This window comes from Enterococcus sp. MSG3299 (assembly GCF_050555765.1).
Taxonomy (GTDB): domain Bacteria; phylum Bacillota; class Bacilli; order Lactobacillales; family Enterococcaceae; genus Enterococcus; species Enterococcus faecalis.
This window is the reverse complement of record NZ_CP187869.1, coordinates 2,417,650-2,438,773: the sequence shown is the minus strand read 5'-3', so window position 1 is coordinate 2,438,773 and position 21,124 is coordinate 2,417,650. Positions and strand designations below refer to the sequence as shown.

Genomic DNA, 21,124 nt, shown 5'->3' with positions numbered 1-21,124 from the left:
ATTTCCAGTATACTAAATATATCAAAACAAAACACGAAAATTGAGAAAATTTTGAACTAAAAAAGAATTAAGGAGGAATCAAGAATGAAAATAATGGTCATCACAAAAAATATTTTATCAGAAACTGCTTTTCAAAACCGCTTACAGCATTTAGATCACCAAGTTTTTTGTACGACGTGTCTGATTGGTGAAATTAAGGAAAGTCATTTGTTTTATCGAAAATTTGATGCCATCATTCTCAGCGAAACGATTCCTCGCAAAGAACAATATTTATATCTAAAGGAATTAGCCAGAGTTAAAACGCCGTTGTTTCTTCGCTCGGAAGACATTCCTACCTCGGAAGAATTGAGCATTAGCTATCAATATGGCATTCTCAATTGGTTACGATTGGATGCGACTTTGGATACGTTAAGAGAAAATCTCCTTTTGGCAGAATTAAATAAACCCATCCAACGAGAAGATGAAAAGTTAGATGTAGAGGGGATAAAGCTAACAGCCGCAGAACGTGCACTACTGGCTGTCTTGTATAGTACGCCAAAAGAACACTTACCAATGGAGCGCCTTTGTAAATTAATATATGACACAGAAGAAACAGCCAATAATCGAAAAAAAATGACCAAACAGCTGACAAAATTAAATAAAAAAATTCAAGTAGGGGGCTTTAAAAAACAAGGTATCCAAAATACACGGTATAAAGGCTACAAACTGCATCCGCAGTTGCTTCCTTACATTGGCGAATTATTTACTTAAAATAGAGAAGCACTTGACGAATGAAAATCACCATCACAGGATGCCCCCTAAAAACCATGCTATACTAATAAGGAATAGTATAGGAGGTGGGTCTGTATGAAAGACGGACTATATTGGGTACAACAATTAAAAGAACAGAAAGTAAGTCACACAGAACTCTTAAAGGATATTGAGAAAAAAGTCCAAAAGTTAAATCCAAAGATCAATGGCTTTGTAACCTTTGACAGCCAAAAAGCAGAAGCAACTTATCAAAAAAATAAACAGCAGGACACACTATTTGCTGGTTTGCCATTTCCTTTGAAAATGTTAGGCCAAGAAAAAGCGGGGTGGTCGGCAACGGCCGGCTCGCAACTTTTTAAAAATAGTACTGCAACAACGACCTCTAACTTTGTCAAACAAGCAGAAACGATTGGTTTGATGCCCTTAGGACAAACCAACGCTCCAGAGTTTGGCTTTAAAAATATTACGGATCCTGCGCTTTACGGGCCAGCCCGCAATCCTTGGAACCTGGAACATTCGCCAGGCGGTTCCAGTGGCGGCGCTGCCGCAGTTGTCGCTAGCGGGATTGTTCCTATAGCCGGCGCTAGCGATGGCGGTGGCTCCATCCGAATTCCCGCCTCTTTTAGTGGCTTAATTGGCTTAAAACCTAGCCGTGGCTCCATGCCTGTCGGCCCTGAAGGCTGGCGAGGCTGGCAAGGTGCCTCGATTGACTTTGCGTTGACTATTTCTATGAGAGACACCAAAGCGTTATTTTATGGCCTACGTGGTAGCCACAGTGGCGCCCCTTACCAAGCGCCCTTGGCAGAATGGCAAACACACCCTAAAAAACAACGGCTAAAAATTGCTCTGTGTACCGCTTCGCCTATCGGCTCAATGATTTCGCCAGAAGCAACACAAGCGGCGAAACAAGCGGCTGATTTTCTGGCAGCCGCTGGCCATGAAATCATTGAGATTTCTTATCCAGTCGATGGTGCAGCGCTGATTCGCTCCTATTATCAAATGAACGGCGCAGAAACTACAGCGATGATGAACAGCATTCAACAGGGGCTCGGGCGCCCAATTCGTAAAGAAGAAATCGAACCTTTTTCATGGACCATGCATCAATTTGGCCAAAAGATTCCAGCAGCCACCTATGTTCATTCATTACAGTTGTGGGATCAAGCAGCAGTAACGATGGAAGAACTTTTCCAAAAATTTGATCTGTTTTTATCACCAACAACGGCTTTTTCAGCACCAAAAATTAACGAAGATTTGCAAAGTGAGCACATTCGTCAACGAATGGCGCAAGCAGCAGAATTAACAGAAGCAGAGCTAGCTGAATTAATCTATGATTATTTTGATAAAAGTTTACAGCTAACACCGTATACTCAACTAGCGAACTTGACAGGACAACCAGCCATCAGCTTGCCCACACATGTGACGGCAACGGGGTTACCCTTAGGCATTCAATTACTGGCTGCTCGTGGACGTGAAGATCTCTTATTCCAAGTAGGCGAACAGTTTGAGCAAGAAGGCAAATTTAAATTACCAGAAAGTTACCGCTAAATAGGGTGTTATTGTGACCAAATTTCAGATAAAATAGACACAAGACAAAAAACTGAGGTGGAAAAATGCTGTACGTAGTGAGACATGGTGAAACAGATTATAATGTGGCCCGTAGAATTTGTGGTCATGCGGAAGCGCAATTGACCGAAAAAGGCTATCAACAAGCGGAATTGGTAGCTGAAAAAATTGCCAAACAAGGAATTCAAATCGACCGTTTACTGGCGTCCCCTTTAACACGGGCGCAAGAAACAGCACGTAAAATTGCGGAACGAAATCAATTGACGATTGAAACAGAACCTCGTTTAATTGAGATGAATTTTGGTATTTATGATGGTGAACCGATTGAAACAACGGCTTTCCAAGAAAATCGTTCTGAGATTTCCTTGCCGTTTCCAGAAGGGGAATCAGTCCTAGATGTCGCGGGTCGAATTTATCCTTTGATTGAGGAAGCCTTGGCTTCAGAGGAAACTTACCTATTTGTTTGCCACAATGCGGTTATGCGAGTCATTGATAACTACTTCAATGGTAAAAAAATCCAAGATTTCTTGGACTTTCATTGTGAAAATACACAACTTGTACAATACGGAGAATAAAAATCAAGTCTTTAATCTTTTGGTTAAAGACTTGATTTTTTTTATTTATACAATCAATGCGCTAAACAATTATAAAAACTAAAAAATATTTAGCTCGTCTTCATATTTTTTTATAATCTATGATAAGCTATTATTAAGGAACAGAATAAGAAGAGGTGAAGTGTTGAAAAAAATGGCGGATGATTGTAAGCGGAATTATTTTTCTGGTAGGGGGAGTGAGCGTGTTTGGTTATCGAGAAAGTGTAGAACGGAGAGAAGAACGAGAGTTAATTCAAATGGAAACGATGACGGCGAAGCAGATTAAGAATACTTTTGCGAATGTAACGGAGATTGAATTTTCGGAAAAATATAGAAAAAATAAATTGACTGGTTATACAGGAGTAGATATTACTGTATATACTAGTTAGGGTGTGACTACAGATATAGATGCTAGCATGTCTTTAAACAATAAAGACAAAAAATTAAGTTCTTATCCAGTAGATCCTAAACTTTTAGAAGGAGTAACTGAAAACGAAGTGAAGGTGATTTTTTCTGATAAAACAGAGAGGAATTTATGAAGATAGCGAAAAAGAGGTGAAGTGTTGAAGAAAAAATGGTGGCTAATTGTAAGTGGAATCATCTTGCTAATAGGAGGAGTGAGCGTTTTTGGTTATCGAGAAAGTGTGGAACGGAGAAAAGAACGAGAGTTAATTCAAATGGAAACGATGACGGCGAAGCAAATTAAGAATACTTTTGCGAATGTAGTTGAGATTGAGTTTTCGGAAGACTATGTAGAAAATTCTTTGGCTGACTTTACAAGCATAGATGTTTTAATTTCAACGAGTGATGGTATTTCTTCTGAGATTGGAGTAAGTATGTCATTGTATAACAAAGGTAATCTATTAGAGTCTTATGCGGGAGGTGCTGAATTTAAAGAAGGAAAAACTGAAAATGAAGTAAGGGTTATTTTCTCTGATAGAACAGAAAGGAAGTTATGAAGATAGCGAAAAAGAGGTGAAGCGTTGAAGAAAAAATGGTGGCTAATTGTAAGTGGAATCATCTTGCTAATAGGAGGAGTGAGTGTGTTTGGTTATCAAGAAAGTGTGGAACGGAGAAAAGAACGAGAGTTAATTCAAATGGAAACGATGACGGCGAAGCAGATTAAGAATACTTTTGCGGATGTAACGGAGATTGAGTTTTCGGAAAAATATGGAAGAAATACGTTGACTGGTTACACTCTAGTTGATGTAACAATAGCTACAAGTTACGGAGTGACTTCTGAAATCGGAGTAAGTATGTCGCTTAATGATAATAATAGTCAATCATACTTAGGAACGGCTCCATTGCCAGAATTAAAGGAAGGAAAAACAGAAAACGAAGTGAACGTTATTTTCTCTGATAAAACAGAAAGGAGCTTATAATGATAACAGAAGAAGAATTAAGAGACTTGAATAATGAAGTTTATCGAGTTGACTCAAATTATAAAGATACACAAACTAAATTTAAATATACAGATAAAAAGATGGAAGATTTGAAAAAATCTGAACGAAATGAATTTAAGACAAAAAACGGTCAAAATTTCAAAGTCCTCTCCATCAAAAACGGCACCCATAGTTTCCAAGCCATGGCTGTTGCACCAATTGTGAAGGGGCAACCGGACGTTTCGCAAGTGACAGTTGTCGCAGCAGGAACTTACCCTTCTGATGAGAACGACTTGAAAGCTGCTGCTAAAGGCCTGGCGCCAAATGGTTCGCCACAAGCAGATGAAGCACTTGAGTACATTGGAACTTTGCTTGAAACGCATCCAGACTGGACAATTACGCAGTTGACTGGTTACTCACAATCTGCATATATGCTGAAAGTTGGCGCTCATTTTCAAATTGCTACAACGGTTTTTAGCGGTTGGTTTCAATATGGTTCTTTAACCAAAGCTGAAGCGAATTTTATGGAAGAAAATCCGCATTTGTTTTTGAATTATCGACAAAAGAATGATGATGTGACAAAGTGGAATGACTTTAATTCACACTGGGGTAATAGCGATGATTTTGGCACGATTATTTGGGTCGAAGGCAAAAGCCATGCATTAGATAGCTGGTCGTTTGATGAAAAAACAGGTCAGCTGAAAATTCCAGAAAAATCTGGGAATTTAGAAGGCTATATGCGTCAGCAAGGGGCGCAAATCATGCGACACTACACGGCACAAGTTACAAGATTAACTCAATTAAAAAGTCGCTTAACAGCCAGCGGTGGCGGCCTTTCTGTTAATGAGCGAATTTATTTAGAAGACCAGCAGGCTCTATTAGCGGTGGACACAGGACGTACAGCGTTTCAAAATGCCATGACCAATGTGATGAATATTTACCAACGAGCCATTCAAGAAGCCGAGGAATTATGGCAGAATACCTTGAAAGAAGCCTACAGCCAAACAGCGATTCTCTCCGATGGTGAGATGAGAGAGTGTTTAGCCACAGCAGGTGCAACGCAGCAAAAAATAGTTGGTGAACCAACGGAATTTTTCCAAGAAAAAATTAATCAGATTCGAATGATGGCTGAAAAATTTCAGCAGTTAGCTCAAGAAATTAAACAAAAAATTCAAGAATTGGTCCAAAGAGATCGAGCCTTAGCCCGACAACTAGGGACGTAAAAGGAGAAAAAATGAAAGAAGAACAAATTATCGCTGCTTATCAACGAGAACGTTGGCAATTAGAAGATGCGGAGAATTATTTGAAAAACTATCAACGTAAAGGTGAGCAGTTAATTGAGGAGACGTTATCAAAGCTACAACGAATCGTTCAGAAAGCTGAAGTTGACAGTGAAGTGTTTGCTCAGGCAAAACAAGCGATTATGCACCTAGAATATGAATATAATGAAGAAATTGCCAAAGAGAAAAAACAACTCATGCGGCAGCAAGACGAATTAGAGCAGCAATATCGCCAAGATCTTCGCAATCTCAAAAATTAGTAAGGAGCGTTCGATTTGGAAGAAATAGTAGAAAAATTGTTTAAAGAATTACAAAAAAGTTTAGAAAAAATTCGTGTTCAAACAATTGGAAGGGTGAACGCACAAAAGGCTTATACGAATCAGCAAAAGGCACAAAAAGAAGGAAAAGTCGCAATTGAAAGTGCTAAAAAAACAGTCTCTTCAACTGAGCAAACCTTGGAAGGTTCCTTAAAAGGACAATTTTGTAAAAAAATCACAGAAGTATTGAAAGAGCAACAACAAACTTTGGATAAATTATAAATGCCATATTGATGAGCGGTATTTTGTATCTATACATATTTTTTTATTTATTTGACTTTCTTCGCCAGATTTGCTACTCTCAAGTGGAGAATAAATAAAAACCAACAAATGAATGTGGGGTATTTTGGTGAGTGTCGTAGGTATCTAATTGATAAGTTGAATAACCAGTGAACCAAGCAAGGTTTATTTGGTGTGCTTAGAAAGTGATACCTGTCAGTCATCTCATTTACTAAATACCTCCTTTAGAAGAGGTTTCTTTAGTAACCTTTATCCAATGATAAAGAGGACAGCGGTAGAACGCTGTCCTCTTTTTTCTGTAGAAACTGGTTTTTATTTAAAGGCGCCAGGTATTCTTTTCGTGATAGAAAGGAAGAAAAAACAAATGAATCATGAAACCATTCAAAAATTACAATTTACAACAATTCTTAAAGAAGTTCAAACACGTGCGATTGGCGAGTATAGTAAAGAACGGTTGGCGAAAATGGTCCCTGCAACACGTTTAGAAACAGTGCAGTCCCGCTTAACGGAAACAACCGAGGCCCGCTTAATTATTGATAGCGGACAACACGTCCCTTTCATGGGCTTGAGCCAAATTACCCGCTTGCTTCAACAAGTGAAAAAAGGCTTAATCCTTACACCAAACGAATTGATTGAGGTCGCTGACTTTTTAAGAAGTAGTCAGCGAATCCAGAAGTTTTTTGAAAAAAATCAATACCAAACACCACGCCTATTTAGTTACAGTCAGCACTTAGCTGATTTCAGAGCAATTGAAGAACAAATTTATACGAAAATCCATAATCAAAAAGTTGCCACCGATGCTTCTCGACAACTTCGGAAAATCCGGCGTCAAATCAATGAATGCCAACAAGAAATTGAAACAAAAGTCACCAAATTTTTACGCAATAAAAATAATCAACTGTATATTCAAGAAAATATGATGGTGAAAAAAGGGGAACATTACACGGTACCAATCAAAGCTAGCTATAAAAATAAGGTTTCAGGCATAATCATTGAGCAATCCAATAAAGGACAAACGGTCTTTATTGAACCTGTAGCAATTAGTAAATTAAATGAACAATTGACACTCTTAAAAGCGGAAGAAACAGCGGAAGAATATCAAATTTTGGCAGAACTAACAGGGTTAATCAATGAGCAAGAACGACTAGTCGATCAAGCCGTCGATACAATGACCACCTTAGATATTATTTTTGCACGAGGAAAGTATAGTCGCGAAATTGGTGGGATTACGCCAAAAGTAAACAAAGAAGAACGCTTGCGCATTGTTCAAGGAAAACACCCTCTTTTATTAGAACACGCAGTACCATTGACGTTTTCTTTAGGAGCAGAGTATCGAGGACTTTTCATTACAGGTGCCAATGCTGGTGGTAAAACGGTTGTCTTGAAAACAGTTGGCTTATTGACTGTCATGACACAATTTGGGTTGCAAATTCCAGCACAAGCGGGCACAGAGATTCCAGTATTAGATGAAATTTTTGTCGATATTGGTGATCAGCAAAATCTGGAAAATGCGTTAAGCACTTTTTCTGGGCACATGAAAAATATTGCGGAAATGTTGCGTAATGTTAAGCGACACACGCTTGTTTTATTAGATGAAATTGGCAGTGGCACCGAGCCGAACGAAGGAGCTGGCTTAGCGATTGCTATTATGGAAACGATGTATCAAAAGGGAGCCTTGGTAGTTGCAACGACCCATTATGGTGAAATTAAACGTTTTGCCCAAGAGCATGACGATTTTGTGCCCGCCGCAATGGCCTTCGATCGTGAAACATTAACGCCCAAATACCAATTGAAAATTGGTGAAGTTGGCGATAGTCAGGCGCTTTGGATTGCACGTAAAATGAAGATGGAGCCACAGCTCATTGAAAAGGCGGCCCATTATATTCAGCGGAAAGAATACCCTACTAATCGAAGTTTATTTAAACCCCTGAAAGCAAAAGAAACGACCTTTACCACGTTTGTAGAAGAAACAGACCGTTATCAAAAAGGTGATCGTGTCCTATTGACAGAAACACAACAAATTGGGTTGGTTTTTACAGATGAGGGTGAACAAGAAATCCAAGTATTTGTGAATGATAAAATTGAAAATGTACCACGAAGACGGTTGAAATTACAAGCGAAAGCACAAGATCTATATCCGCAAGACTATGATTTAGAAAGTTTATTTACAGATTTCCATGAACGAAAGAAACTCAAAGATATCGAACGCGGCTCAAAAAAAGCGCAGAAACAATTACGCAAAGAAGCCGAAAAAAGAGCAGCAAGACGCGACAAATAAGGAACTTAACAGAAGCAATACAACAACTTAACACTTTGTTTACTTGTTATTTATCAGAAATCAACTAAGACTTGTTATAGTCAATGTATGAGTAGATATGAAGGAGGAAACAAAGAAATGAAGAAAAGAGCTTTGCTAGGGGTTACCTTATTAACATTCACAACATTAGCGGGTTGTACAAATTTATCTGAACAGAAAAGTGGTGAAAAACAAACAGAGGTTGCTGAAGCGAAGGCAACTGAATCCGAAAAAGCACCAGTAAAAAATGTTATTTTTATGATTGGAGATGGCATGGGGAATCCGTATACAACGGGCTATCGCTATTTTAAAGACAATCACTCAGACAAGCGTGTTCCCCAAACAGCTTTTGATACCTATTTAGTCGGACAGCAAGCCACTTATCCAGAAGATGAAGAAGAGAATGTCACTGATTCAGCGTCCGCAGCGACAGCGATGGCTGCTGGAGTGAAAACCTACAATAATGCTATTGCACTCGATAATGACAAGTCCAAAACAGAAACAGTGCTCGAACGTGCGAAAAAAGTGGGGAAATCAACGGGGCTTGTAGCAACATCTGAAATAACACATGCAACCCCTGCTGCATATGGCGCACATAATGTTTCACGCAAAAATATGGCAGAAATCGCCGATGACTATTTTGATGATCAAATCGACGGACAACACAAAGTCGATGTGTTACTTGGCGGCGGCTCCGAATTTTTTGCGCGGAAAGATCGTGATTTAGTCAAAGAATTTTCCCAAGCGGGTTATGGTCATGTCACAGACAAAAAGTCGTTAAATGAGAACCAAGACGACAAAATTTTAGGCTTGTTTGCACCAGGCGGGCTACCTAAAATGATTGACCGAACGGAAGAAGTCCCTTCATTAGCTGATATGACAGAAGCGGCTCTTCAACGTTTAGATAAAAATGAAAAAGGTTTCTTTTTAATGGTTGAAGGTAGTCAAATTGATTGGGCCGGGCATAGCAATGATATTGTTGGCGCGATGAGCGAAATGCAAGACTTCGAAGCGGCGTTTGAAAAGGCCATCGATTTTGCCAAAAAAGATGGTGAAACATTGGTGGTTACAACTGCAGATCATTCAACAGGGGGCTTGTCTTTAGGCAAAGGAGATCAATACAACTGGTTGACGGAGCCTTTACATGCGGCAAAACGCACGCCTAATTTCATGGCAGAAGAAATTATTAAAAATGGTAATGTGGAAAAAATAGTGACTGAGTATATTGATTTTCAATTAAGTGAGGCTGAATTGAAAGCAGTGAAAACAGCGGCGGAGTCAAAAGATGTTGAAAAAATCGCTCAGGCATTAAGAAAGATTTTTGATGAACGTTCGAATACTGGTTGGACTACTGGCGGACACACAGGAGAAGATGTAAATGTCTATGCTTATGGCCCAAAAGCAGAAGCTTTTTCAGGACAAATTGATAATACAGACCAAGCGAAGATTATTTTTGGCTTAGTAGATGGCACCGGGCAAAAAGCTGAGATTAAAGATAAAGGTATTGGCAAATAACAAAATGAAGAAAAAGCAGAACGTATAGAAGTTCTGCTTTTTCTTCATTGAAGGCATAAAAAATTTATCTCTGTTATAATGAAGGTAACCAGATAAAAGTGAGGTCAAATAATGAAAAAAATGCATGTTGAAAGTGAATTTGCACCGTTGCGTTCAGTTGTTTTAGCACAATCGCAATTTTGTTTACCAGATAAATTTGATGAAGCGGATACGACTTTTTTAACAGAGGAAAATGCCCGTTTAACACAGAATAATGAAGGGCGTGATTTAGCAGACTTTGCACCAGAACAACAAGTGCGTTGGGAAAAAGAAAAAGAAGTCATGCAAGGAGTATTAGAGTCTTATGGCGTAGAAGTATTTCGTCCACGTTTATTGACACCCTATGAAAAAGAACATGGCAAGGAATTGGGCGTAGGATATAGTAACTTCTTTTCACGAGATCCCTTTTTTACAATCGGCAACCTTTTAATAGAAGGAAACTTAAGATTCCAACACCGTCGACAAGAAATTTTACCAATTCGTCCGATTATTCAGCAGTGGACACAAGAAGCAGAAGGTTATTATTTTGCTGCGCCACAACCTGACACTTCTGAAGGCGTTTTGAGTGAAGCAGGTCCCTTTATTGAAGGCGGTGATGTTTTAGTTCTAGGAAAAACAATTTTTGTGGGCTACTCTGGCTTGGCAAGTAACCTAGCAGGAATTCAGTGGTTAGCCAATATGATTGGTCATTTTGGTTATGAAGTGGTGCCGGTTCGGTTACATCCGCATATTCTCCACTTAGATTGTGCGTTAAGCTTGTTGAGAGAAGGCTTGATGATTGTTTGTGAAGAGGCCTTTTTGGATGGACTTCCTGCGCAATTAGTCAACTGGGAAAAAATTCACGTTACTTTGCAAGAAGCAGCGTATTTAGTGACAAATGGTCTACCGCTTAACGAAGAAACGTATATAACGGACCAATCGTTTACAACCTTAATTCCTCAAATAGAAGCAAAAGGTATCAAAGTTGAGGCAATTGATTACCATGTTTCTAGAATGTTAGGTGGTTCTTTCCGTTGTACAACGCAAGCTTTGATTAGAGAATAGTCAGCGAGTGATTATCAATTTTCGTAAGAAAAAATGTACGTTTTGTCTATGAAAACGATATAATTTTAGTTTTCACTATTTTTTTTAAAAATATTGAGGAAATTTTGATTTAATAAATGCGAGAAAACGTCAAAATGTTAGTGTTTGTTACTAATATTTTGACGTTTTCTCGCTGTTTTTTTATAAAATCACCACTTTATATATGGAAAAAAACGATATCTTTTTTGAAAATTACGTTTTCAAAGACACAAAAAGTCGTTGGAACCTTGCTGTTATAGTAAATTCATTTTTTTTGCATGAGGTGTTTAAAATTTGAAATCACAAGCAGTCTTTTTTTCGCTATACTTAGTTTACGTTCTACTGAGATAGAAAAGTTTTTCACTTTTTTATTCATTAATTAACCAAGATATAAAGGAGAGAGTAAAATGAAGAAAAAAACATTGGTAACTTTATTTGCAGGAACGGCAATTTTAGGGGCAAGCATCGCTCCTGCAGCAGCACATGCAACAACAACTGGTACAACACCAGCAAACGTAGAGATGACAAGTGGTTCATTACCAGGCGGTACGGGTGATGGAGATGACGGAAGCACACAAGAACCAGAACCAGGCTCGAATACAAATTTTGATTTGTTATATGTTCCAACAGAATTCAAATTTGCTTCAACAGAAGTTAGTTCTGATTTATCAGCGATTTCGTTAGATGCAACAGGTACCCAAACAAAACGTTATGCCGTTGGGGATGTTCGTGGAACACAAGCGGGTTGGTCAGTTACTGCCGGCGTTGCTGAAATGAAAAATGGCACTGCTACTTTAGAAGGCTCAATTACCTTTGCACAAACAGGAGCAGTAGCGAAATACGACGAAACAGCAAAAACATACTCACGTGATGTAGCTGCCTTTGCAGCAGATCCAGGAAGTCCTGAATTTGCTGGAACAACTATTCCAGTAGGTGGAGCAGCTGTATCAATTGCTACAGCAGCAGTTGGTAAAGGTCAAGGTACATGGGATTCTGAATTATCAAATGTAAAATTAAACATTACAACACCTAGTTCACAAATTACAAATGGTGCGTATACAGGTAACGTAACTTGGACATTAGTGGCTGCGCCATAAAAAGTTACTAACGAGAATACTGCATTACTAGAAAAGGAGCTGCGCAGTGGTGCACGGCTCCTTTTCGATACATAGGAGGAACAAATAATGAAGACAATGCGCTGGCTAATCGTCACAGTTTTTATTTGTGTGATGGCATTAAGCATCCCTTCTGCTGTACAAGCAGAAGAAGCGGATGACAACATGAATACAAAATTTACAGTTAAACCCAATATTCCTGAGAATCAAGCGAAAAATACGCAATCCTACTACGATCTCATTGTAAAACCAGGACAGAAACAAGAAGTCGAATTATCATTAATTAATAAAACAGATGAAGAATTGACGATTGATTTAAATTTGGCGAATGCTGTGACGAATGACAATGGTTTAATTGTGTACAATGATTTCGAGAAAAAACCAGATTCAAGTTTAAAAGTACCCTTGACAACATTAATTAAATTACCTGAGGAACATGTAAAAGTTCCCGCTAAGAAAACCGTAACAGCCAAAATGACTGTCGAAATTCCAGCGAATGGTTTCCAAGGATTAGTTTTGGGTGGTGTTTATGCTTCGCTTGCAGAAGATGAAAAGGAAGAAAAAGGAAAATCAACGGGTTTAACCAGTCGATATGGATTTAATGTAGCAATTGCTTTACGAATGTCAGAAGATACACCGATGTATCTAGCAGAGACTCTTCAATTAGTTAAATTAGTTCCGACCATTGCTTTAGGAAATAAATCGGTCCAAGCGGTTATTCAGAATCCGACATCCGCTATTTTTCCTGAAGTACGTTTAGAAGGAAAAGTAACGAAAAAAGGCGAAACGAAAGAATATGCCAAACGGATTTTACCAAGTGTTCGTTTTGCGCCAAATTCGACGATGAACTTCCATTTAGATTTCGGGAAAGAAGATGTTCGTCCAGGAACCTATATTTTTGAAGGAAAAGCGGTCTTGAAAGAAGATGAACAACAAGTGTGGCCGTTTAAGCAAGAATTTACCATCAGTAGTCAAGAAGCCAAAAAATTAAATAAAGAAGCAGTAGTGAAATTGGTCCTACCGACTTGGTGGAATCAAGCTTTTTATGGCTTGTTAGCTGCAACAATTGTGAGTCTAATTCTAGCTATTTGGCGTTTTACGCAACAGAAAGCAACACTGAAACAACAAGCCTATTTACAACAAGAAAAACAGGCAGCCTTGAAAAATAGACAAGGAGTGCGCGATGATGACAGCGAAAAGTAAAGGATCACTTCTGGTGACATTGGGAATACTTTTAACCGTTAGCATTGCGATTCTGACCGCTTCTTCTGAGAGCTTTGCAGAAGAAGCGGGACAAACGAATATCGGTGTGACGTTTTATGGAGGGAAGGCACCCCTAAAAACGAAAGGTGGCACTAAGTCAACAGAACAATCAGTCACTAATAAAGATAAAAAAACGTCACAACAACAAGAAAAAGTGAGCAGAAAAACCACTGCTAAAACGAATCCGACTAATGCACAGACGTCATTACCAAGGACAGGTGAACGAAATAGCACGTGGCTTTACAGCCTTGGTATTGCATGTTTACTCGTAGTACTAACAAGTTTCTATTATTTGAATAAAAAAAGGAAAAAGGAAAAATAATGTGCTGTTTTTATAAACAGAGTCAATTGTAGAAGGAGGAATATAGATGGAGATTACGATGTGGATTTGGATTTGTGCTGGCTTGGCCGTCCTTTGTTTTGCTTTATTTTTACTGTTCTTAGTAAATAGCATGAATTTTGTACATCTGGCAAAGCCTAAGCAGTCTTTAGTAAAACAATCAATGTTTAGTTGGCTGCTTCTGGTGATGTGTGGCGGCTGGGTAGCGGTGGCTATTTTGCTGAATATCGCATTACAAACACAATTAACATAAAGAAAACCCGTTGTAAGTTTTTAAGAAACTTGCAACGGGTTTTTGTTAACTTTAAAATAAAGAACGGTACAATTTATCAAAAAAGTACAGTAGACATTTGTACCCAACTTAGATAGAAAATAAAGCGCTATCATTATATGATGATTACAGGAGGAGGACACAGCTGTGAATTATAAAATAAGTTATCTCCTTGACGAGTATGCAGGGCAAAAAATTGCGCTCTCTTTGGCTCAACAAATAACCGATCTTTCGCAACGAGAATTAGTGACACAACTTTCGACAATAGGCGGAGAAGTTCAACAGAATACCGTCAGTATTCCAAACCTTTCCGCAAATGAATGGGGAAAACAACTTTTTCAACAACGTCAAGTGATTTATAGCGAAACAGAAAGACAAGCACTTATTTTTTTGCTCACTTATTCAGAAATCGAAGAACTATCGGTGTATCATTACCAAAATTTTTTAGACGTTTCGAAAGGCACTATTTTAGCGGACATCAAAAAAGTACGACACCAACTAGCAACTGAAAACATTGCTTTATCCTACGAACGAAAACGAGGGTTTTACCTAGAAGGAGATGAATTTCGGATTCGTCGTTTCGGGAAAAATTGGCTTGCCCGCCTCTTACAACAAAAGTCGGGCACCTTTGCTTTATTTTGCTGGCTCAGTCAGCATCAAATGAGCCAATACGCAAAAATGCGTGACGGCATTCAATTAGCCGTCCAGGAAGCGCAGCTTCAACTGGTACCCAGCAGATTGGATGAAATTAGTTACTTTCTTGCTTTTTCTCAAAAAAGATTAGGCAAATATGGAACAGTCGTCTGGCCTGAGAACCAGTTAATTCAGTCCTTACGCGCTTATCCCGTCAGTCGTCGTATTTTAAGTGATTTAGTTGGGCCTGTGGCGAATATAGAAACTGAGAGTCTTTTTTTCACGATTTGTTTAATGACAGCTTTGCAAGGAGAATTGCGAGATACGAAGTTAGAGTTTTTATTAGATATTTCTGGTGAAATTATTCGGAAAATGGAATTATTGGCCGTTGTTCAATTTGAACAGCCTCGTGAATTGCTCATGAATGTGTATTATCATCTGGTTCCTGCCTATTTTCGGATTAACTATGGCTTTTACTTGCCGAATGTTTTAATCAAGGATATTCGACAATCGTATCGGTCGCTTTATCATCTTTGTGAACAAGCGTTAGCTCCTTTAGAAAAATTAACGAAACGGTCAATCCCGTCAGAGGAAATCGGTTTTTTTACCATATTATTTGGTGGAGAAATTTTCGGGCAAAAAAATGAACAGCGGCAAGAAAAGCTAAAAGCGCTAATTGTTTGTCCCAGTGGTATCAGTTCTTCGTTGATTTTGCAATCGGAATTGCGTCGGCTATTTCCAATGATTGAATTTAAGGAAACGAATGCGGTGAGGGAAATAGAGAATGTATCTGAAAAAAGCTATGACATCATTTTCTCAACGGTCCCTATTGAAACAGCCAAAAAGGTTTATCTTACCAAGCCCATTATGAGCTCTTTGGAGAAAAATCAATTGATGCACCAAGTTCAATCAGATTGGTTATTGCCAGGTATTTCCATGCCAGATGTTAAAGATATTTTAGATGCGTTAAAACCTTACATTTCCTTAAAAAAAGGAGTCACAGAAGCGCAGTTATATCGTGTCTTGCATCGTAAAATGAACAAAATTTTAGAAAAAGAGGAGGATCTGCGTCCAATGTTATCGGAATTATTAACAACAGAAACAGTCCAAGTCCTGCCTGAAGTTGCAGACTGGCGAGCGGGAATTACAGAAGCTGCCAAGCCGTTATTAAAAAATGGCAGTATTACGGAAAAGTACATTGATGCAATGATTCAAAAAGTCGAATCGTTTGGGCCATTTATCCATATCTGTCCAGACGTAGCATTGCCTCATGCGCGACCAGAAGATGGCGTTAATCAGTTAGGCATGTCATTACTAAAAATCCAAAAAAGTGTCGATTTATTAGAAGATCCTAAGCATGAAATTCACCTTTTTATTTGTTTAGCTGCTTCAGATAACGAAACACATTTACGGGCCTTATCTAGTCTGACAAAAATTCTATCAAAAAAAGAATCATTACATCGCTTAGTGGCGGCTGAAACCGTCCCAGAAATACTATCAATTATCCAAGAAGGAGAGAAATAAGATGAAGATTTTTACAGTTTGTCAAAGTGGTTTAGGAACAAGTTTTATGGTGCAAATGAATATCCAACAAATTTTAGAGGAAGTCGGTGTTGATACAGATAGTTTTCAAATTGATCACACAGATGTCGGGAGTGCCAGTGGCGATCTGGCTGATTACTTCTTTGTCGAAAAAACATTGCAAGATGCTTTAGGGTCAATTCCTGATGAAAAAATCATTCCTTTAAATGCGATTATTGATTACGATGAAACGAAGGAGAAAGTCTTGAAAGTTTTAGATGACAATGGCATTGCACATCAATAAGAAGGAGGAAAAACATGGAAACTTTATTGAATTTATTTGTTTCAATTGTTAGCCAGCCAGCGATTCTGGTTTCATTAATTGCTTTGTTGGGATTAGTTTTACAGAAAAAGAAATTTTCTGATGTTGTTCAAGGAACGTTGAAAACATTCGTCGGCTTCTTAGTTTTAATTGGTGGCGCAGGGCTATTGGCGAACTCATTAACGCCCTTTGCGGAGATGTTCCAAACAGCATTAAATACACAAGGCGTGGTACCTAGTAATGAAGCAGTTGTAGCGATTGCCTTGCAACAATATGGGACACCAACTGCTCTGATTATGTTGGTGGGCATGGTTGTTAATATTCTGTTGGCGCGTTTTACACGTTTTAAATATATCTTTTTGACAGGTCAAGCGATGATGTACGTTTCGTGTTTGACAGCCGTTATTTTAGTGGGGGCCGGTTTTAGCGTTAGTTTACCAATGATTCTTTTAGGTGGTTTATTTGAAGGAACTTTATTAACAGTGACACCTGCTCTTTGTCAGCCCTTTATGAAACAAATTACTGGAAATGATAAAGTAGCAATGGGGCATACAGGGAATATTGGTTATGCGGCAAGTGGCTTTATTGGAAAAGTCTTTGGGAATAAAGAAAAGTCAACGGAAGATATTAAAATTCCTAAAAGTTTTGGTTTTTTAAGAGACTCAACCATCTCAATTATGATTTTGATGTCGATTGTCTATGTGATTTTGGCTTTGCTGGCTGGGACAGGCTATGTCGAGCATGAGTTAAGCAATGGCGAAAATGCGATTATCTTTTCATTAATTCAAGCAGGAACCTTTACGGCTGGTTTCGTAGTGGTTTTACAGGGTGTGCGGATGGTTTTAGGAGAAATTGTGCCAGCTTTCCAAGGAATTGCTAAAAAATTAGTGCCTAATTCTAAACCAGCACTTGATGTTCCCATTATCTTTCCTTATGCGCCAAATGCTGTCTTGATTGGGTTCTTTGTGAGCTTTATTGTGGGAACTATTTCAATGTTAGCGATGGTTGGTCTGAATACCACCGTGATTATACCAGGCGTTGTCGGGCACTTTTTCTGTGGTGCCGCGGCAGGCGTTTTTGGAAATTCCACAGGGGGACGTCGAGGAGCGATTTTAGGGGCTGCGTTTAATGGCTTATTAATTAGTTGGTTACCGTTATTTATTTTACCAGTCTTGGGTGATCTACAGTTAGCATCCTCAACGTTTGCGGATACAGATTATTTAATCCCAGGCCTATTTTTAGGCAAATTAGGTGAGGCAGGTCCGAGTCTTTTAGTAGGAGGAATCATTGCTTTTGTAGTGGTTGTTCTTTTGGCTAGCGCTGTTTTGACTATGCGGGAGAAAAAAGTCGCCGAAGAAAACTAAGTGTTTTGTTCTAAAAAGGCAAGTGGGACAGAAGTCGTTTTGACTTCTGTCCCATTTGCCTTTTACCATTGTTCTTGGATAAATTGTGCAATTTGTTTCCGCGCTTGTCGTCCTTCTGGCAAGTACTGTTTCATTGCGAAAACGTGTTGCATGCCAGGCACCAATCGGCAAGTATCTTGTGGTCGTGGCCCTAATTGTTTTAAAAATTGGTGATAGGAAGGGCAAAAAACTTCATGTGTGCCGCCCACGAAAAAAAGTGGCGGAAATTTTTGATAATCAAAGGACAAGCAATTTAAAGAAAGCGTGGAGTGATTGGCCGTGTCGTCAATCTCTTGGGCAATTAATTGTAAATAGTTCATGCCAATCATTTTGTCCTTTTTTTGATAACTTTTGGCAACGGGAATGTCTAAATGTCCATCTAACCAAGGAGAAATTAAAACAGCAGCTTTGGGTAAGCGTTCAGGGAAATCGATGGCTAAATTCTGCAATACGTTTAAAACCAATGTACCACCAGCAGAATCACCTAATAAAATAACATCTTCGGGATCATAATGCTGTAAAATTTCTTGGTAAGCAGCATAGCAATGATTATAAATATCAGCAAAAGACTTATTTGGTGCTAATGGATATACAGGGATAAAATAATCTGTTGCAAAAGAGAGATCTTCAATTAGTTTATAACTAAAGTCTAATTGGCTATAGGCGAGATTCAATGTAAAGCCCCCACCATGCAGGTACAGTACAGCTTTCTTGGTAGGCGCAATAACGGAGTTTGACATGCGATACATCGTAGGAAATTGAGTCGTTTCTTGAAGAGGAAAAAGATGACGTAAATGTTTTGGCAAAGTTACTTGTTCATTTAATGATCGTTGCCAATGATAAAAAGCCTTGGTGACTTTCGGATTTCGTTCAAGGCGAGCAATTTGGGAAAGACGTAAAGAATCTTCAAAAAGACAGGCTTTTAAGGATTTTTGACGAGAACGTATGTGAAACAAATATGCGCTAGCTAACAACAAACCAATCGATTTCTTTTTCAATTAAGGCCCTCCATTCAGCAAAAAGTAAATCATTTTTTCTACAGTATAACATTTTAAAAGTAGAACAACGAAATTTGTTGAAGGGATGAAAGGACGGTTTAAACGAATGTACGTATTTATTTGTGGTTGCGTAAAGTAAATGATTGTAGTAAATTAAATGAGATTAAGAGGTCCGGTGAATGGGCGCGTTCACGGCAAGGAGAGAAGTAGGATGACAAATAAAAAGGTTACAATTAAAGATGTTGCCAATGACTCAGGTGTCTCCATTACTACCGTTTCACAAATTTTAAATGGGAATGGGGCACGGTTTAGTGGGAAAACGGTCGAAAAAGTATTGGCTGCAAAAGAGCGATTAAACTATCAGCCCGACTATTTTGCGCAACGTATGGTGATGAAAAAAAGTAAGACGATTGGCGTAATCGTACCTGATATTACCAATCCATTTTTCGCGCAATTGATTCGAGGAATTGAAAGTGTTTTATACAAAGAAAATTTTATACTGATGTTATGTAATGCGGAACAAGATGTTACAAGAGAACATGAATATTTAACAGAGTTGATTCGTCGTAGTGTCGATGGCTTTGTGATTGCAAGTTCTGAAATTTCCAATCAAACGATTAATGAAACGCTACGTGCGAAAAAGATTCCATTTATTGTACTTGACCAAAAAAAAGCAGAAGGCTTTAGCGACGCTGTTTTGACAGACGATTATAGAGGTGGGCAACTAGCAGCAAAACATTTACAAGAGCAACGACATGAACAGGTCGTCGTGGTAATGCCACCACATGCGCCAGTCAATATTCAGCAACGGTTAAAAGGTTTTTGTTCTGTTTATACGGAAAAGGTCCAGTTAATCGAAACAGAATTATCAAAAACTGGCGGCTACCAAGCTGTCCCCGAAATTTTAAAAACAGAGAGCACCGGAATTTTTGCTATCAATGATGAAATTGCTTTTGGTTTATATCGAGGATTAGCAGAAGCGGGCAAAAAAATTCCTGAGGATTATAGTATTATTGGTTATGACAATGTTGATATGTGCGAGTATGTTTCGCCGCCGCTAACAACAATTGCTCAACCTGTTTTTCAATTGGGGCAAACTACGGCGACTCTATTATTGGAAAGAATCCATCAGCCTGCAAAAGATTGGGAGGAGCAAACCTTGCCTGTCCAACTGATTGAACGATTTTCGACAGCACCCTTGAAATAGCTTTCAAGGTGTGCTATATTTTTGTTGTGGAATTAAAACGTTTTACTAAAACGTTTTAATTAGAATGAAAAAATAAATTTTATTGAGGTGGATGAAAATGAACGCGGTTACAATTATCGGAAGTATCAATTTAGACACAACATTAAGAGTCAAAGAAATGCCAAAACCAGGCGAAACAATTCACGCCATTGAACATTTTACAGCGGGTGGTGGTAAAGGAGCAAACCAAGCAGTTGCAGCGAAACGTTCAGGCGCAGAAACATATTTTATTGGTGCTGTGGGAAATGATGGCGCTGGAGCTATGATGACTGATTTAATGAGTCAAGATGAAATTAATTTAACTGGGGTCACCACTTTAGAAAAAACAGCTACTGGCCAAGCCTTTATTATGGTAGATAACGCTGGTGAAAATAGCATTATGATTTACGCAGGAGCCAATAACGCCTTTACGCCAAAACAAGTCCAGGAACATCAAGAAATTATTGAAAAAAGTGATTTTGTGATTGCCCAATTTGAAAGTGCGATTGATAGTACGATTGCAGCGTTTAAAATTGCTAAAAAAGCAGGCGTCAAAACGATTTTAAATCCCGCACCTGCGTTAGAACAAGTTCCTGAAGAATTACTAAACGTGACAGATATGATTGTACCAAATGAAACAGAAACAGAAATTTTAACAGGCATTAAAATCACAGATGAAGAGAGTATGCGTAAAGCCGCAGAAGCACTTCATCAATTAGGGATTGAAGCAGTAATTATTACAGTAGGTAGTAAAGGCGCCTTTTATGACGTCAATGGACGAAGTGGTATTGTGCCTGCTTTTAAAGTGAAAGCGGTTGATACAACGGCTGCTGGCGATACTTTTATTGGCGCATTAAGTAGTATATTAGAAAAAGATTTTAGCAATTTGGAAGAAGCTATTCGCTATGGAAACAAGGCGTCCTCGTTGACTGTTCAACGTTTTGGAGCCCAACCTTCGATTCCTTATCAACACGAATTGGCAGACAAATAAAAAGG

22 protein-coding genes are annotated in these 21,124 nt (G+C 38.6%); 21 read left to right on the top strand and 1 reads right to left on the bottom strand.

Annotation, left to right across the window (positions count from 1 at the left end; translation table 11 throughout):
• Window positions 1-84: 84 nt before the first annotated feature.
• From IGL23_RS12025 to IGL23_RS11935, 19 genes are all read left to right on the top strand, one after another.
• Window positions 85-750, top strand: a complete 666-nt coding sequence (locus tag IGL23_RS12025) for a helix-turn-helix domain-containing protein (RefSeq protein WP_002359135.1) — start codon at window positions 85-87, stop codon at window positions 748-750.
• 96 nt (window positions 751-846) lie between these two features.
• Window positions 847-2,295, top strand: coding sequence for an amidase (locus IGL23_RS12020; RefSeq protein ID WP_033594864.1), 1,449 nt, complete (start codon window positions 847-849; stop codon window positions 2,293-2,295).
• A gap of 65 nt (window positions 2,296-2,360) precedes the next feature.
• Window positions 2,361-2,888: a histidine phosphatase family protein gene (locus tag IGL23_RS12015; RefSeq protein WP_033594862.1), complete on the top strand. Its 528-nt coding sequence runs from the start codon at window positions 2,361-2,363 to the stop codon at window positions 2,886-2,888.
• Between the two features lie 179 nt (window positions 2,889-3,067).
• On the top strand, window positions 3,068-3,295 hold the full coding sequence (locus tag IGL23_RS12010) for a hypothetical protein (RefSeq protein WP_225585827.1): 228 nt from the start codon (window positions 3,068-3,070) through the stop codon (window positions 3,293-3,295).
• Window positions 3,296-3,466: 171 nt separating this feature from the next.
• Window positions 3,467-3,865 (top strand): hypothetical protein, encoded by a 399-nt coding sequence (locus IGL23_RS12005; protein ID WP_236545693.1) that lies wholly within the window; start codon window positions 3,467-3,469, stop codon window positions 3,863-3,865.
• 24 nt (window positions 3,866-3,889) lie between these two features.
• Entirely contained in the window at window positions 3,890-4,288 is a 399-nt protein-coding gene (locus IGL23_RS12000) for a hypothetical protein (RefSeq protein ID WP_104869710.1), read from the top strand.
• Window positions 4,288-5,511: a hypothetical protein gene (locus IGL23_RS11995; RefSeq protein ID WP_033595067.1), complete on the top strand. Its 1,224-nt coding sequence runs from the start codon at window positions 4,288-4,290 to the stop codon at window positions 5,509-5,511. Before IGL23_RS12000 ends, IGL23_RS11995 begins: the two co-directional genes overlap by 1 nt.
• 11 nt (window positions 5,512-5,522) lie before the next feature.
• Window positions 5,523-5,828, top strand: a complete 306-nt coding sequence (locus IGL23_RS11990; protein WP_010712840.1) for a hypothetical protein — start codon at window positions 5,523-5,525, stop codon at window positions 5,826-5,828.
• 15 nt (window positions 5,829-5,843) lie between these two features.
• Complete coding sequence (locus IGL23_RS11985; RefSeq protein ID WP_430619655.1) at window positions 5,844-6,107, top strand: hypothetical protein; 264 nt, start codon at window positions 5,844-5,846, stop codon at window positions 6,105-6,107.
• 382 nt (window positions 6,108-6,489) lie between these two features.
• The gene (locus IGL23_RS11980) at window positions 6,490-8,403 is read left to right on the top strand and encodes an endonuclease MutS2 (RefSeq protein ID WP_406600099.1); all 1,914 of its coding nucleotides are present in this window, start codon (window positions 6,490-6,492) and stop codon (window positions 8,401-8,403) included.
• 87 nt (window positions 8,404-8,490) lie between these two features.
• Complete coding sequence (locus IGL23_RS11975; protein ID WP_161634305.1) at window positions 8,491-9,936, top strand: alkaline phosphatase; 1,446 nt, start codon at window positions 8,491-8,493, stop codon at window positions 9,934-9,936.
• Window positions 9,937-10,047: 111 nt separating this feature from the next.
• Window positions 10,048-11,019: a dimethylarginine dimethylaminohydrolase family protein gene (locus IGL23_RS11970; RefSeq protein WP_033595061.1), complete on the top strand. Its 972-nt coding sequence runs from the start codon at window positions 10,048-10,050 to the stop codon at window positions 11,017-11,019.
• Window positions 11,020-11,444: 425 nt separating this feature from the next.
• Window positions 11,445-12,134, top strand: a complete 690-nt coding sequence (locus tag IGL23_RS11965; RefSeq protein WP_002365278.1) for a WxL domain-containing protein — start codon at window positions 11,445-11,447, stop codon at window positions 12,132-12,134.
• Between the two features lie 87 nt (window positions 12,135-12,221).
• Complete coding sequence (locus IGL23_RS11960; RefSeq protein WP_002397621.1) at window positions 12,222-13,355, top strand: DUF916 and DUF3324 domain-containing protein; 1,134 nt, start codon at window positions 12,222-12,224, stop codon at window positions 13,353-13,355.
• Window positions 13,336-13,737: an LPXTG cell wall anchor domain-containing protein gene (locus tag IGL23_RS11955; RefSeq protein WP_033595059.1), complete on the top strand. Its 402-nt coding sequence runs from the start codon at window positions 13,336-13,338 to the stop codon at window positions 13,735-13,737. The genes IGL23_RS11960 and IGL23_RS11955 overlap by 20 nt, the downstream gene beginning before the upstream one ends.
• A gap of 46 nt (window positions 13,738-13,783) precedes the next feature.
• The gene (locus tag IGL23_RS11950) at window positions 13,784-14,008 is read left to right on the top strand and encodes a hypothetical protein (RefSeq protein WP_002355093.1); all 225 of its coding nucleotides are present in this window, start codon (window positions 13,784-13,786) and stop codon (window positions 14,006-14,008) included.
• Between the two features lie 165 nt (window positions 14,009-14,173).
• Complete coding sequence (locus IGL23_RS11945; protein ID WP_033595057.1) at window positions 14,174-16,183, top strand: BglG family transcription antiterminator; 2,010 nt, start codon at window positions 14,174-14,176, stop codon at window positions 16,181-16,183.
• A gap of 1 nt (window position 16,184) precedes the next feature.
• Window positions 16,185-16,484 carry a PTS sugar transporter subunit IIB gene (locus IGL23_RS11940; protein WP_016626222.1) on the top strand — a complete coding sequence of 100 codons (300 nt, stop codon included), beginning with the start codon at window positions 16,185-16,187 and terminating at the stop codon, window positions 16,482-16,484.
• 14 nt (window positions 16,485-16,498) lie between these two features.
• Window positions 16,499-17,866: a PTS ascorbate transporter subunit IIC gene (locus tag IGL23_RS11935; protein WP_002355097.1), complete on the top strand. Its 1,368-nt coding sequence runs from the start codon at window positions 16,499-16,501 to the stop codon at window positions 17,864-17,866.
• A 62-nt stretch (window positions 17,867-17,928) separates the two neighbouring features.
• Here the strand turns inward: IGL23_RS11935 and IGL23_RS11930 are convergent, their stop codons facing one another.
• The gene (locus tag IGL23_RS11930; protein WP_033595054.1) at window positions 17,929-18,903 is read right to left on the bottom strand and encodes an alpha/beta hydrolase; all 975 of its coding nucleotides are present in this window, start codon (window positions 18,901-18,903) and stop codon (window positions 17,929-17,931) included.
• A 211-nt stretch (window positions 18,904-19,114) separates the two neighbouring features.
• Here IGL23_RS11930 and rbsR point away from each other — a divergent pair, with 211 nt between their 5' ends.
• Window positions 19,115-20,110, top strand: coding sequence for a ribose utilization transcriptional repressor RbsR (gene rbsR / locus IGL23_RS11925; RefSeq protein WP_010709908.1), 996 nt, complete (start codon window positions 19,115-19,117; stop codon window positions 20,108-20,110).
• A 91-nt stretch (window positions 20,111-20,201) separates the two neighbouring features.
• Complete coding sequence (rbsK, locus tag IGL23_RS11920) at window positions 20,202-21,119, top strand: ribokinase (protein ID WP_002404607.1); 918 nt, start codon at window positions 20,202-20,204, stop codon at window positions 21,117-21,119.
• Window positions 21,120-21,124 lie beyond the last annotated feature (5 nt).